This window comes from Streptomyces sp. NPDC034103 (assembly GCF_055575395.1).
The window spans coordinates 34,915-47,940 of record NZ_JBVISS010000025.1 but is presented as its reverse complement, the minus strand read 5'-3'; the positions used below and the strand labels follow the sequence as shown (position 1 = coordinate 47,940).

General features: G+C 70.8%; 12 protein-coding genes and 1 pseudogene. 8 read left to right on the top strand and 5 right to left on the bottom strand.

Annotation, left to right across the window (positions count from 1 at the left end; translation table 11 throughout):
• Positions 1-45: 45 nt before the first annotated feature.
• Together ACZ56U_RS38270 and ACZ56U_RS38265 are read right to left on the bottom strand one after the other, a co-directional pair.
• Complete coding sequence (locus ACZ56U_RS38270; RefSeq protein WP_469088549.1) at positions 46-705, bottom strand: response regulator; 660 nt, start codon at positions 703-705, stop codon at positions 46-48.
• On the bottom strand, positions 702-1,640 hold the full coding sequence (locus ACZ56U_RS38265) for a HAMP domain-containing sensor histidine kinase (RefSeq protein ID WP_469088568.1): 939 nt from the start codon (positions 1,638-1,640) through the stop codon (positions 702-704). The genes ACZ56U_RS38270 and ACZ56U_RS38265 overlap by 4 nt, the downstream gene beginning before the upstream one ends.
• A gap of 174 nt (positions 1,641-1,814) precedes the next feature.
• Between ACZ56U_RS38265 and ACZ56U_RS38260 the strand changes: the two are divergent.
• Together ACZ56U_RS38260 and ACZ56U_RS38255 are read left to right on the top strand one after the other, a co-directional pair.
• Positions 1,815-2,301: pseudogene (locus tag ACZ56U_RS38260) on the top strand (cation:proton antiporter regulatory subunit).
• A 4-nt stretch (positions 2,302-2,305) separates the two neighbouring features.
• Positions 2,306-3,538 carry a cation:proton antiporter gene (locus ACZ56U_RS38255; RefSeq protein ID WP_469088548.1) on the top strand — a complete coding sequence of 411 codons (1,233 nt, stop codon included), beginning with the start codon at positions 2,306-2,308 and terminating at the stop codon, positions 3,536-3,538.
• Between the two features lie 154 nt (positions 3,539-3,692).
• Here ACZ56U_RS38255 and ACZ56U_RS38250 read toward each other — a convergent pair whose 3' ends face one another.
• Positions 3,693-4,100: a pyrophosphohydrolase domain-containing protein gene (locus ACZ56U_RS38250; protein WP_469088547.1), complete on the bottom strand. Its 408-nt coding sequence runs from the start codon at positions 4,098-4,100 to the stop codon at positions 3,693-3,695.
• 241 nt (positions 4,101-4,341) lie between these two features.
• Between ACZ56U_RS38250 and ACZ56U_RS38245 the strand changes: the two genes are divergently transcribed.
• Positions 4,342-5,328 carry a TAXI family TRAP transporter solute-binding subunit gene (locus tag ACZ56U_RS38245; RefSeq protein ID WP_469088546.1) on the top strand — a complete coding sequence of 329 codons (987 nt, stop codon included), beginning with the start codon at positions 4,342-4,344 and terminating at the stop codon, positions 5,326-5,328.
• Here ACZ56U_RS38245 and ACZ56U_RS38240 read toward each other — a convergent pair.
• Both ACZ56U_RS38240 and ACZ56U_RS38235 read right to left on the bottom strand, forming a co-directional pair.
• Complete coding sequence (locus ACZ56U_RS38240) at positions 5,318-6,700, bottom strand: sensor histidine kinase (RefSeq protein ID WP_469088545.1); 1,383 nt, start codon at positions 6,698-6,700, stop codon at positions 5,318-5,320. The two genes, ACZ56U_RS38245 and ACZ56U_RS38240, sit on opposite strands and share 11 nt — an antisense overlap.
• A 9-nt stretch (positions 6,701-6,709) precedes the next feature.
• The gene (locus tag ACZ56U_RS38235) at positions 6,710-7,396 is read right to left on the bottom strand and encodes a response regulator transcription factor (protein WP_469088544.1); all 687 of its coding nucleotides are present in this window, start codon (positions 7,394-7,396) and stop codon (positions 6,710-6,712) included.
• 314 nt (positions 7,397-7,710) lie between these two features.
• On the opposite strand from ACZ56U_RS38235, the gene ACZ56U_RS38230 reads away from it, so the two are divergent.
• From ACZ56U_RS38230 to ACZ56U_RS38210, 5 genes are all read left to right on the top strand, one after another.
• Positions 7,711-8,487 carry an amino acid ABC transporter ATP-binding protein gene (locus tag ACZ56U_RS38230; RefSeq protein ID WP_469088543.1) on the top strand — a complete coding sequence of 259 codons (777 nt, stop codon included), beginning with the start codon at positions 7,711-7,713 and terminating at the stop codon, positions 8,485-8,487.
• 77 nt (positions 8,488-8,564) lie between these two features.
• On the top strand, positions 8,565-9,410 hold the full coding sequence (locus tag ACZ56U_RS38225) for a glutamate ABC transporter substrate-binding protein (RefSeq protein ID WP_469088542.1): 846 nt from the start codon (positions 8,565-8,567) through the stop codon (positions 9,408-9,410).
• A 97-nt stretch (positions 9,411-9,507) separates the two neighbouring features.
• Entirely contained in the window at positions 9,508-10,173 is a 666-nt protein-coding gene (locus ACZ56U_RS38220) for an amino acid ABC transporter permease (RefSeq protein WP_469088541.1), read from the top strand.
• Positions 10,170-11,084 carry an amino acid ABC transporter permease gene (locus tag ACZ56U_RS38215; protein ID WP_469088540.1) on the top strand — a complete coding sequence of 305 codons (915 nt, stop codon included), beginning with the start codon at positions 10,170-10,172 and terminating at the stop codon, positions 11,082-11,084. Before ACZ56U_RS38220 ends, ACZ56U_RS38215 begins: the two co-directional genes overlap by 4 nt.
• 175 nt (positions 11,085-11,259) lie before the next feature.
• Positions 11,260-12,888: an FAD-dependent monooxygenase gene (locus ACZ56U_RS38210; protein WP_469088539.1), complete on the top strand. Its 1,629-nt coding sequence runs from the start codon at positions 11,260-11,262 to the stop codon at positions 12,886-12,888.
• The last annotated feature ends 138 nt before the right edge of the window (positions 12,889-13,026 follow it).

Genomic DNA, 13,026 nt, shown 5'->3' with positions numbered 1-13,026 from the left:
GCGGTGCCGGGGCGGGCTCCGGTCGCCCTGTGGACAACCGGGGGGTCAGGGCTCGATCAGGCCCGCGCGTATCGCGTACCGGGTGAGTTCCAGCCGGTCGCGTATGCCCAGCTTCTGGAGCAGGTTCGCGCGGTGCCGCTCGACGGTCTTCGCGCTGATGAACAGCATCTCGCCGATCTCCTTGGAGGTGTGGCCCTCGGCGACGAGCTTGAGGATCTCCTCCTCGCGCTCGGTGACGGCCCGTTCGGGCAGGGCGTCGCCGCGGTGGAGGCGGTCGAGGTAGGAGCGGACCAGGGCGCGTTCGGCACCCGGGTAGACGAACGGCCGGTCGCGCACCGCCGCGCGGCACGCCTCGACCAGGTCGCGGTCGGCGACGGACTTGAGGACGTAACCGCTGGCGCCGGCCTTGAGGGCCTCGAAGAAGTACTGCTCGTTGTCGTACATCGTCAGGATCAGGATGCGCAGGTCGGGCAGGCGGCGGGAGAGTTCGCGGGCCGCCTGGAGGCCGGTCATCCGGGGCATGGCGATGTCCAGGACCGCGAGATCGACGTCACGCGCGCGTGCCAGCTCGACGGCCTCCGCGCCGTCACCGGCCTCGGCGACGACCGTGAGGTCGTCCTCGCCGTCGAGGATGAGGCGCACTCCTCGTCGTACGAGGGTGTGGTCGTCGGCGAGCAGGACACGGACAGGGGTTTTCGGGGTCACCGCGGGCCCCCGACGCACAGGCGCACGTCCGTGCCGCCGCCCGGTGCCGGGCCGACCGTGAGGGCCGCCCCTATGAGCAGCGCCCGCTCCCGCATACCCCGTATCCCGGCGCCTTCCGGTGCGTCGCCCAGCCCCTTGCCGTTGTCCCGGACGAGCAGCTCGACACCACTGTCGACCTGCTGGAGGCGGACCTCGGCGTGGTCGGCGGCGGCGTGCCGGGCGGTGTTGGTGAGGCCCTCCTGGGCGACCCGGTAGAGCACGAGTTCCGACTCCTCGGTCAGGGGCGGCAGACCGCCGGGGACGTGATGGCGCACGGTCAGGCCATGGGCGCTGAACTCCCCGGCGAGCGAGCGCAGGGCGCTGGCCAGGCCGAGTTCCTCCAGGACGCCGGGGCGCAGCCGACGGGCGATGAAACGGATCTCGTCGAGCCCCGCGCGGGTGGCCTCCTGGGCCTGCGCCACCTCCTCGCGCAGTCCCTCGGGGGCCCGGTCGGCGACCCGCTTGAGTTGGAGGAGGACGGCGGTCAGGGTCTGGCCGACCTCGTCGTGCAGCTCGCGCGCGATGCGGTGCCGTTCGCGCTCCTGTGCGGACAGGGCACGGGCGGCTCCGGAGGCCCGCTCGGCCTCCAGCCGGTCGAGCATGGTGTTGTACGTCGTGATGAGCTCGGCGGCTTCGGCGGGACCGGCGACGTCCGCGCGGGCGCCCGGGCGCAGCAGGTCGGCGGTGGACATGGCCCGGCCGAGCCTCTTGAGCGGGGCGAGGCCGATCCGCAGGACCAGGGCGTTGGCGACCAGCAGCACGACCAGGCCGAGGAGTACGACCAGGGCCTCGGCCCGCCGGACCGGGGTCGACACGGTGACCGGGCCGAGCAGCAGGGCCGCGGCGACGACGAGACCGGCGGCGTTGAGCGAGAAGATCCGCCAGAACAGTGACACGTGCCCGGTCCCGCCCTTCTCTTCTCGTCTCTCCCGGACCAGTCTCATCGCCCCGTGCGGGTCGCGTATATGCGTGCCGTCACCCATATCGCCACCGTACGGGCGGATGGAAGCATGGCGGACTCGGCACCCACCATCACGCTCAGTACATGGGCCCAGTACCGGAGGAGAAACGTGTCTGTACCGCGCCTGAGGGCGACGCCGCTGCCGGGGATCGGGGTCCAGTACGACCTCGTGACGCGCGAACACCGCCATCTGTCCGTGGTGGCGCACCGCGACGGTGCCCGGACGGTCAGCGTGTACCGGGCCGACGACCCCGACTCCTGCGCGCAGTCGCTGCGGCTGACCGGAGCGGAGGCGGGGTTCGCTGATCGACGCCCTGAAGCCCTCGCACCACAGCCCGAGCCTGCTCTACACCACGGATCTGGGACTGGTCGCCGAGCGGATCGAGGTGGCCGCGGCCTCACGCTGGAACGGGCGGGTACTGGGCGAGACCCGGATGCGGACCGATACGGGCGCCTCGGTGGTGGCGGTGCTGCGGCGGGCCGAGGCGATCCCGTCCCCGGCTCCGGACTTCCGCCTCGCGGGCGGGGACACGCTGATCGTCGTCGGTACGCGTGAGGGCGTCGACGCCGCCGCGGCGATCCTCGGGCGGGAGTGAACCGGTGCACTCCGCGGTCCTGCTGATCGAGTTCGGTTCCATCATCCTCGGCCTCGGCCTGCTCGGCCGGTTCGCCGCCCGCTTCCGGATCTCCCCGATCCCGCTCTACCTCCTCGCCGGGCTCGCCTTCGGTGAGGGCGGGCTGCTGCCGCTGGGCGCGAGCGAGGAGTTCGTCTCCATCGGTGCCGAGATCGGCGTCATCCTGCTGCTGTTGATGCTCGGCCTGGAGTACTCGGCGGGCGACCTGGTCACCAACCTCAAGGCCCACTACCCCTCCGGGCTGGTCGACTGCGCCCTGAACGCGGTCCCCGGTGCCCTGGCCGCGCTGCTGCTGGGCTGGGGCCCGGTGGCCGCCGTGGTCCTCGCGGGCGTCACCTGGATCTCCTCGTCCGGCGTCATCGCGAAGGTGCTCGGCGACCTCGGCCGGGTGGGCAACCGGGAGACGCCGGTGATCCTCAGCGTGCTGGTCCTGGAGGACCTGGCGATGGCGGTGTACCTGCCGATCGTGACCGCGCTGGTGGCAGGCGCCGGGCTGCTGGCCGGCAGCCTGACCCTGGCGATCGCGCTGGGGGCGGCGGGTCTGGTGCTGTTCGTGGCGGTCCGCTACGGCCGTCTGATCTCCCGTTTCGTCTCCAGCGACGACCCGGAGAAGCTGCTCCTCGTGGTGCTGGGACTGACGATCCTGGTCGCGGGCGTCGCCCAGCAGCTCCAGGTGTCGGCGGCGGTGGGTGCCTTCCTGGTCGGCATCGCGCTGTCCGGGGAGGTCGCGGAGGGCGCGCACACGCTGCTGAGCCCGCTGCGGGACCTGTTCGCGGCGGTCTTTTTCGTCTTCTTCGGGCTCCACACCGACCCGGCGAGCATCCCGCCGGTCCTGCTGCCCGCGCTCGCGCTGGCGCTGGTGACCGCCGCGACGAAGATCGCCACCGGGTACTGGGCGGCCCGGCGCGCCGGGATCTCCGTCAAGGGCCGCTGGCGTACGGGCGGGGCCCTCGTGGCTCGCGGCGAGTTCTCCATCGTCATCGCCGGCCTCGCGGTGACCGCGGGCATCGAGCCGTCCCTCGGCCCGCTGGCCACGGCGTACGTCCTGATCCTGGTCGTCCTCGGCCCCCTGACCGCGCGCTACACGGAGCCCCTGGCCGCCCGCTGGGCGGGGCGCCTCGGAAAGCGCCGGGAGACGGGGGAGACGGCGACGGCGGTGCCGGAGGCTTCGGTGGCGGAGGCTTCGGTGGCGGACTGAGGTGGAGGGGGCGCGGAGGGTGGAGTGGGCGGCGCGGGCGGCTGGAGGGTTGGAGAGGTGAGCCGGCGCGCAGGGCGTAGACGGCCAGGAGTGTGGTCCGCGCCCCCTCAGCCCGCACCCTCCTCAGCCCGCACCCCCCTCAGCCCGCGCCCCGTCAGCCCGCCTCCTCCGGCACCCACCCCTGCCGGCGCAGCACCCCCGTCACGTCCGGAGCCTCGTAGTGGTCCCCCTTGAGGACCTTGCCGTCGGCTCTGCGGGTGACGTGGCCGTCGGGGCCCAGCTTGGTCATGTTGGAGCGGTGGATCTCGGCGATGACCGCGTCGAGGTCGATGCCGTGGACGAGGGCCGTGCCGTAGGCGACGTAGACCACGTCGGCGAGTTCATGCGCCAGCCGGTCCAGCGGACCCTCAACGGCCACCTCGGCGACCTCCGCGGCCTCCTCCGCGAGCAGTTCGCCCCGGTGCGCGGCCAGCTTCGGCGAGACGGCGGTCGGCGTACTGCGCGCGTCCAGCCCGAAGGCCAGGTGGAACTCACGGACCAGGTCGGCGGGTGATGAACTCATACGGCGACTCTAACGATCACCACTGACAGCCCGGCTTCCTCCCCGCCCCCAGCCACCCGACACCGCCGGGCACCGCCCCCAGCCACCCGACACCGCCGCGCACCCCGCCCAGGCCGTCCCCGCCGCGCACCCGTCGCGCGCCGCGCCCAGGCCGCCCCGCCGCGCCACTCGCCGCCCCCGTAGCCCCTCCCCTGTGACCCCCGCCCTGGCCACCGCCACTCCCAGCTGGCAGGATCCCCGCATGTCCAAGCTGTTCCCCCGTATGAGCAGGAGCCGGGCGCTGCAAGGTGCGGCCGCCGGTTTCGTGGTCTTCGGGCTGCTCCTGTGGTGGCTGCTGCCGGGCGAGGCGCCGCCGGGCGGAAAGATCGTCTTCAGCACCGGTTCGACGGGCGGGGTCTACGAGGAGTACGGCAAGGACCTCACCCAGGCGTTCGCCAAGGACATGCCCGACCTCCAGGTCGACCTGGAGACCAGCGACGGGTCGCAGGACAACGTCGCGCGCGTGGCGTCCGGCGAGGCCGACTTCGCCATCGCGGCGGCGGACGCGGTGGAGTCGTACGCGCTCAAGAACCCGGAGCGGGCCGCCCGGCTGCGCGGTGTCGCCCGCCTGTACGACGACTACGTCCAGCTCGTCGTCCCGCGGAACTCCGCCATCGACTCCGTCGCCGATCTGAAGGGCAAGCGGGTCGCCATAGGGCTGGAGACCTCGGGCGTGCGGCTGATCGCCACCCGGGTGCTGGAGGCGGCGGGCATCGATCCGGCCGAGGACATCAAGCCGTTCGCGTACGGGATCAACGACGCCGACCAACTTGGTCACACCATCGACGCGTTCTTCTGGTCCGGCGGGCTGCCGACGAACGGGCTGAAGACGCTCGCGCGGACGTCCTCCTTCAAGTTCGTCCCGATCGAGGGCGACTTCGTCACCAGGCTGCACACCCAGAGCGCCGCCAACCGCTACTACCGCCCCACCAACATCCCCGAGTCGGCCTACCACGGCCAGGACGCCTACGCCGTACCGACGATCGCCGTCTCCAACCTGCTGATCACCCGCAAGGACCTGGACCCGCGGCTCACCGAGTGGCTGACCCGGACCGTGATCCGCAGCCGGGACGACATCGGCGCCAAGGTGCACTCCGCCCAGCTGGTCGACCTGCGCACGGCGATCTACACCTCCCCCCTGCAACTCCACGAGGGCGCGCAGCGCTACTACCGCTCGGTCAAGCCGTAGCGCCGCTGCGGGGGACCGTCACCGTCACCGTCAGGCCGTGCGGTTCGTGATGGTCGTAGGCGATCGTGCCGCCGCCCGCGTGCAGCAGGGTCCGCGAGATGGACAGGCCCAGGCCTGAGCCCTTGATGTTCTGGTGGCGGTTGCTGCGCCAGAAGCGGTCGCCGATACGGGCCAGCTCCTCGTCGGTCAGACCGGGACCGTTGTCGGTGACGACGACGGTCGTGGTCTCGCCGTTGGAGGAGACGGTCACCTCGACGCACTCGCCCTCGGGCGTGAACTTGACGGCGTTGTCGATGACCGCGTCCAGCGCGCTGGACAGGGTGACCGGATCGGCCCAGCCGGTGGTGGGCGGGCAGTCGCCCACCAGCCGTACGCCCTTGGCCTCGGCGGTCGGGGCCCAGGCCGCGACGCGTTCGGAGGCCAGCGCGCCGATGTCGGTGACGCGCAGGTCGGCGTCCGTGTGCTCGGCGAGGGCGAGGTCGAGCAGGTCGTCGAGGACCTGCGCGAGGCGCTTGCCCTCGGTCTGCACGGAGGCGATCTCCTGGTTGCCCTCCGGGAGTTCGAAGGCGAGCAGCTCGATGCGCAGCAGCAGCGCGGCGAGGGGGTTGCGCAGTTGGTGCGAGGCGTCGGCGACGAAGGCACGCTGCTGCTCCAGGACGTCCTCGACGTTGTCCGCCATCTCGTTGAACGACCGGGCCAGGCGCCGGAGTTCCGGTGGCCCGCCGGCGGCCGCGACCCGGGACTTCAACCGGCCGCTCGCGATCGCGTGCGTGGTGGCGTCCAGCACGCGCACCGGGCGGAGCACCCACCCGGTCAGCCTCAGGGCGGCGCCGACGGCCACCAGCATCGCGGCCATCAGGCCCGCGCCGATGACCAGCCAGCCGTGCAGGATCCGCGAACGCATCTCCCCCGTCGGCGAGTCGGTGACGACGACCGCGACGACGTCACCGTCCCTGATGACCGGGGAGGCGACCACGATCCGGCCCCGCTGCCAGGGAAAGACCTGCGGCGGGTCCTCGCTGCGCCGGCTGAGCAGCGCCTCGTCGAACGCCTCCCGCACCTCGCCCGCGTCGGGGATGAACAAGGTCATGGGAGCGTTGGCCATGATGCTCTTGTTCTGGTAGAAGACGCCGACGCGGATGCGGTAGACCTCGTAGTAGCTGTCGAGTTCGCTCTGCAGCGTCCTCTGGCGCTCGCCGCCCTCGCCGGTGACGTACTGGGCGAGCGCCGCGAAGTGCGCGGTGTCGTCGATCCGGTCGACGACCACCTTCTGCTGCTGGGCCGCGGCCACCCCGACGGCGAGCGGGACGCCGAGCGCCAGCAGCACGGCCGCCATCAGGACGATGAGCAGCGGGAGAAGTCGTGTGCGCACCCGGCCCCGCTACGCCGACGGCGCGACGAGCCGGTAGCCGACGCCGCGTACGGTCTCGATGAGGGCCGGCATGCGCAGCTTGGCGCGCAGGGAGGCGACGTGCACCTCAAGGGTGCGCCCGGTCCCCTCCCAACTGGTGCGCCACACCTCGCTGATGATCTGTTCCCGGCGGAAGACGACTCCGGGGCGCTGCGCCAGCAGGGCGAGCAGGTCGAACTCCTTGCGGGTCAGCTGGACGGCCGCACCGTCCACGCTGACCCGGCGGGTCGGCAGCTCGATCCGGACCGGGCCGAGGAGCAGCGCGCTCTCGCCGTCCGCGGCGGCGTCCTCGTGGACGGTGCGACGGCTGACGGCGTGGATGCGGGCGAGCAGCTCCCCGGTGTCGTACGGCTTCACCACGTAGTCGTCGGCGCCGAGGTTGAGGCCGTGGATGCGGGAGCGGACGTCGGAGCGGGCCGTGACCATGATCACCGGGGTGCTGGTGCGCTTGCGGATCTTGCCGCAGACCTCGTACCCGTCCTGGTCGGGCAGGCCGAGGTCGAGGAGGACCACCCCGAAGCCGGCGCCCTCCGGGACCAGTGCCTGGAGGGCTTCCTCGCCACTGCGCGCGTGGGTGACGTCGAAACCGTGCCGTGCCAGAACCGCGGACAGAGCGGCGGCGACATGATTGTCGTCCTCTACGAGAAGCAGTCTCATCCGGGCCTCCTTCGGTTCATCGGCCGTACGATCGGAATAGGTGAAGAACTTACGTTCCAGGTGTGTACAACGACGCCTGCACACGCGCGCGTGCGCCCTGTGCAGTCACGCTGATGGAAGAGGACGGCGTCAAGTGGGTTCCGGTTGCGAGCCGCTTCCGTTACCCGGCCGATATGCGCCCTGCTCACAACTGCTACGACACGTGTCCGATTGCTATCGGATCGTGATGCTCAGATTCCCCTCAAAGGTAATGACGCAGGTCGCGTGGGGTCACTACTGTCCTCCGAAACCGAGGAGGACGGAGCCCGATAGCGATGACCGAAGTATCGGTGGCCAAGGAAGACATGGCCGCGACCGGCGAACTGGTCGTCCTGAAGAGCGTCAACAAGCACTTCGGCGCGTTGCACGTTCTCCAGGACATCGATCTCACGATCGCCCGCGGCGAGGTCGTCGTGGTCATCGGACCCTCCGGGTCCGGCAAGTCCACCCTGTGCCGCACCATCAACCGCCTGGAGACGATCGACTCCGGGACGATCGCCATCGACGGCAAGCCCCTGCCCGCGGAGGGCAAGGAGCTGGCCCGGCTGCGCGCCGACGTCGGGATGGTCTTCCAGTCCTTCAACCTCTTCGCGCACAAGACCGTGCTCGAGAACGTGATGCTCGGCCAGATCAAGGTCCGCAAGGCGGACAAGAAGCAGGCCGAGGACAAGGCCCGCTCCCTGCTCGACCGGGTCGGTGTGGCGAACCAGTCGGACAAGTACCCCGCACAGCTCTCCGGCGGTCAGCAGCAGCGTGTCGCCATCGCCCGCGCGCTGGCCATGGACCCCAAGGTCATGCTCTTCGACGAACCCACCTCGGCGCTCGACCCCGAGATGATCAACGAGGTCCTCGAGGTCATGCAGCAGCTCGCCCGTGACGGCATGACCATGATCGTCGTCACCCACGAAATGGGATTCGCCCGTTCGGCGGCGAACCGGGTGGTGTTCATGGCGGACGGCCGCATCGTCGAGGAGGCTGTGCCGGACCAGTTCTTCAGCGCTCCGCGCAGCGACCGCGCGAAGGACTTCCTGTCCAAGATCCTGCACCACTGACGGCGTACGGCACGATCCTCGTCATCCGCCGCCCGTCTCGACGGACCGCATCTCTCTTCACACAAAGGATGTTCACCATGAAGCTCCGCAAGGTCACCGCCGCGGCCGCCGCTGCGCTGGTCCTCTCCCTGACCGCGACGGCGTGCGGCGGGGACGACGGCGACAGCGACAGCTCGGACACGGGTTCCGGCGGCGGCAAGATCAAGATCGGCATCAAGTACGACCAGCCGGGTCTCGGCCTCAAGGAGCCCGACGGTTCCTTCTCCGGTTTCGACGTGGACGTGGCGACGTACGTGGCCAAGGAACTGGGCTACAAGCCGGACCAGATCGAGTTCGTGGAGACCAAGAGCGCCGACCGTGAGAACGCGCTCGCCCGTGGCGACGTGAAGTTCATCGCGGCGACCTACTCGATCAACGACGAGCGCAAGCAGAAGGTCGACTTCGCCGGCCCGTACCTGCTGGCCCACCAGGACCTGCTGGTCAAGGCGGGCTCCGACATCTCCAAGGCCACCGACCTCAACGGCAAGGACCTCTGCTCGGTGACCGGCTCGACCTCGGCGCAGAACGTCAAGAACGACTTCGCCCCGAAGGCCAACCTCAAGCAGGTCAGCGGCTACTCCGAGTGCATCGCCGGCCTCCAGAGCGGCACCGTGGACGCGCTCACCACGGACGACTCGATCCTCGCCGGCTTCGCCGCGCAGGACCAGTACAAGGGCAAGTTCAAGCTCGCCGGCCTCAAGCTGAGCAACGAGAACTACGGCATCGGCGTCAAGAAGGGCGACACCGCGACCGTGGACAAGATCAACAAGGCCCTCGAGAAGATGGTCGCCGACAAGGCCTGGGACAAGGCGGTCCAGGACAACTTCGGCCCGGCCAACTACAAGAACGAGCCCGCCCCGAAGATCGGCGTGATCGTCAAGTAACGCAGGGATCCACTGGCGCGCCGCCGCCCGCCGCGATCAGGGCGGCGGCGCGCCGCGCCCCTCCACGTACCCCAGACACCCGGAAGCGCGGGAGATCGTGTTCGACTTTCTTGATGGTTACGACGTCCTAGGGGCGTTCTGGATGACGGTGAAACTCACCGCCCTCTCCGCCCTCGGCTCCCTGATCTGGGGCACCCTGCTGGCCGGGATGCGGGTCAGTCCGGTCCCGCTGATGCGCGGGTTCGGCACCGCCTACGTGAACATCGTCCGGAACACCCCCCTGACGGTGATCATTGTCTTCACCTCGCTCGGTCTCGCCGACACGTTCGGCGTGACGATGGGCTCCAAGGACTTCGACGTCCAGGGCTTCCGGCTGGCGATCCTCGGCTTCGTCGCGTACACGGCGGCCTTCGTCTGCGAGGCGATCCGCTCCGGCATCAACACCGTGCCCGTCGGCCAGGCGGAGGCCGCGCGTGCCATCGGGCTGAGCTTCAGCCAGGTGCTGCGCCTCATCGTGTTGCCACAGGCCTTCCGTTCGGTCATCGGCCCGCTGGCCAACGTGCTGATCGCCCTGACCAAGAACACGACCGTGGCGGCCGCGATCGGCGTCGCCGAGGCCGCCGCCCTGATGAAGACGATGATCGAGAACGAAGCCCAGACACTCGCCATCGGCGTCGTCTTCGCCCTCGGCTTCGTGATTCTTACCCTGCCGACCGGTCTCATCCTCGGGTGGCTGAGCAAGCGACTGGCGGTGAAGCGATGAGTTCCGTTCTGTACGACGCCCCGGGCCCCCGCGCCAAGCGGCGCAACGTCCTCTTCTCTGTGATCTTCTTCGTCCTGCTCGCCCTCCTCGCATGGTGGGTCTGGCAGGTCATGGACGACAAGAAGCAGCTGGAGTGGGCCCTGTGGGAGCCGTTCACCACTGAGCAGGCGTGGACGACCTACCTGCTGCCAGGGCTCGGCAACACCCTCAAGGCCGCGGCGATCTCCATGGTGATCGCCCTCCCTCTGGGTGCGGTCTTCGGTATCGCCCGCCTCTCCGACCACCTCTGGGTGCGGGCCGTGGCCGGCACAGTGGTCGAGTTCTTCCGGGCGATCCCGGTGCTGCTCCTGATGCTCTTCGCCTTCTATTTCTACGTCCGCTCCACGGACATCAGCAGCGAGCAGCGGCCGCTGTACGCGGTCGTCACCGGCCTGGTGCTCTACAACGCGTCCGTCCTCGCCGAGATCGTCCGGGCGGGCATCCTCTCCCTGCCCAAGGGCCAGACGGAGGCCGCCTACGCGGTCGGTCTGCGCAAGGGCCAGACGATGAGGAGCATCCTGCTTCCGCAGGCCGTCACCGCGATGCTGCCGGCCATCGTCAGCCAGCTCGTCGTCATCGTGAAGGACACCGCGCTGGGCGGCGTCATGCTCGGCTTCACCGAGCTGCTCAACGCGCGCCAGACGCTGGCGGCCAACTACGCCAACGTCATCCCCAGTTTCCTCGTGGTCGCGGTCATCTTCATCGCCCTGAACTTCGCCCTCACCACGTTCGCGAGCTGGCTGGAGGGCAGGCTGCGCCGCAGCAAGAAGAGCACGGGCGCGGTTCTCGGCGAGGACACGGAGATGAACCCCGCCGCGATCGCCGGCAGCTACGGCACCGGTGAGAACACCGGTGGCGGCGGCAAACTCTGATGATCGGTCAAAAGGCTTGAACCGTACGGAGGCAGTGGCATGATCGCCACTGCCTCCGTCACTTGACGCAAGCACCGGCAATGGGTTGCATACGTTCTGTGATCGTGCACCCTGCTCCAATCTCCTGTTCACCCACGTCTCTCGGGACGCCCTCGCGGGCAGGGGGCGCCACGCCGTGGACCCGGTGATCATCGTCGGAGCGGGGCCCGTCGGGCTCACGCTCGCCCTCGCGCTGGCCCGTCAGGACGTGCCGTCCGTGGTCCTCGACGAAGGTCCCGGCAAGGACGAACCCCGCCCCGCCCGCACCGTCGTCCTGCGCGAGGACACCGCCGCCCTCCTGGAACGCCTCACCGGTGTGCCCCTCGCCGAAGTGGGCTGCCGCTGGGCCGGATGGCGGTCGTTGCGCCGCAAGCAGGTGATGCGCGAGATCACCTTCGACGACACCGCCGACACCCCCGACAGCGCCGCGAGCGAGCCCGGGTCCGCGCCGCTGCACATCGCCCAGCACACGCTGACCGGCGCCCTGCGCGACGCCCTCGCCGGCGAACGTCTCGTCAAGCTCGCCGCGGACAGCCGCCTCGACACGATCGAACAGGAGCCCGGCGGCGTCACCGCCCACACCCGCGGCCCCAAGGGCACCTGGTGGCGCGGCGGTTACCTGGTCGGCTGCGACGGCCCGCGCTCGACGGTGCGCAAGCTCCTGGACATCCGCTTCCCCGGCCGTACGGCGGTGGAACGACACGCCGTCGCCGCGCTGCGCACGGAACTTCCATGGCACGGCGAGGCGTTGCTCCATCGGATGCCGCCGTGGCGGACGTCCGGTCCCTCCGTCGGGGAGGTCACCGGACGCCCCCTCCCCGACGGCGTCTGGCGCCTGGACTGGCTGCTGCCGCCCGGCAAGGACCTGGTCACACCCGAGCTGCTGGTGTCCCGCGTCCGAGAGACCCTCGCCGGCTGGACGGACGGACCGACGCCGCCTTACGACCTCCTCGACACCGGCGTGCACACCGTCCACCACCGGCTCGCGCGCCGCTGGCGGGTGGGCCGGGTCTTCCTCGCCGGGGACGCGGCGCACCTGCTCGGCGCGCTCGGGACCCAGGGGCTCGACGAGGGGCTGCGGGACGCCGACAACCTCGCCTGGAAGCTGGCCTCGGCCTGGCACCACGGCCCGCACGAGGCGCTGCTCGACAGTTACCAGGCCGAGCGGCGCGCGGTCGTCGCCGCCCGACTGCGCGCCGCCGACCAGGCGCTGCCGCTGGTGCGGGGCGGCGGCGGACTGCGGTCCGTCGTCCCCGGCTCGGCCCGGGGCCACGACGCGCTGCTCACCGACGGTCACCTGGGGCGCGGCACGCTCGGCGCGCCGGGAACGTACGCCACGTCGCCGCTCGCCCCGCGGCACCTGGAGGCGGAGGTACCGGTGGACACCGCGCCGGGCGCGCAGGTCGCGGATGTACGGGTCACCGCCGAGGACGGCTCCTTCGTACAGCTCCGGGACCGGCTCGGCCGTGGTGCGCTGCTGGTGGTGCTGATCGCGCCGGGCACCGGGGTGTGGGAGCGCAAGCACTGGGTGGGCGCGGGCCTCATGCCCCGGCTGGCGGCCGCGGTGTCGGCGCTGCCCCATCCGGCCGAGCTGCTGGTCGCGGAGGCGTATCCGGGCGCGGCGGCCCACAGCGTGCTCCTGGTACGACCCGACGGCCACCTGGTGACCGCGCTGAGCGGGGTACGCCCGGCCGACCTGTACGCGGCCGCGGAGGCGACCCTGGGCGGCCCGAGGAGGACGGAGGCTTCGGCGGGGGTGCGGTGAGGTTGGGCGGCAGTACGGGGCGGGGGCTGTGACCGGGTCGCGGGGAGGGTCAGCGGCCTGGGCCTCGGTCGGGTCGCGAGGAGGGTCAGCGGCCTGGGCCTCGTTCGGGTCGCGGGGAGCGGTCTGACGACGAGGCGG

Bases quoted from the DNA above. Each gene is read 5' to 3' on its own strand.
- ACZ56U_RS38250 (WP_469088547.1), bottom strand. From the start codon at position 4,100: ATGAGTTCATCACCCGCCGACCTGGTCCGTGAGTTCCACCTGGCCTTC.
- ACZ56U_RS38245 (WP_469088546.1), top strand. From the start codon at position 4,342: ATGTCCAAGCTGTTCCCCCGTATGAGCAGGAGCCGGGCGCTGCAAGGT.
- ACZ56U_RS38235 (WP_469088544.1), bottom strand. From the start codon at position 7,396: ATGAGACTGCTTCTCGTAGAGGACGACAATCATGTCGCCGCCGCTCTG.
- ACZ56U_RS38230 (WP_469088543.1), top strand. From the start codon at position 7,711: ATGACCGAAGTATCGGTGGCCAAGGAAGACATGGCCGCGACCGGCGAA.
- ACZ56U_RS38225 (WP_469088542.1), top strand. From the start codon at position 8,565: ATGAAGCTCCGCAAGGTCACCGCCGCGGCCGCCGCTGCGCTGGTCCTC.
- ACZ56U_RS38215 (WP_469088540.1), top strand. From the start codon at position 10,170: ATGAGTTCCGTTCTGTACGACGCCCCGGGCCCCCGCGCCAAGCGGCGC.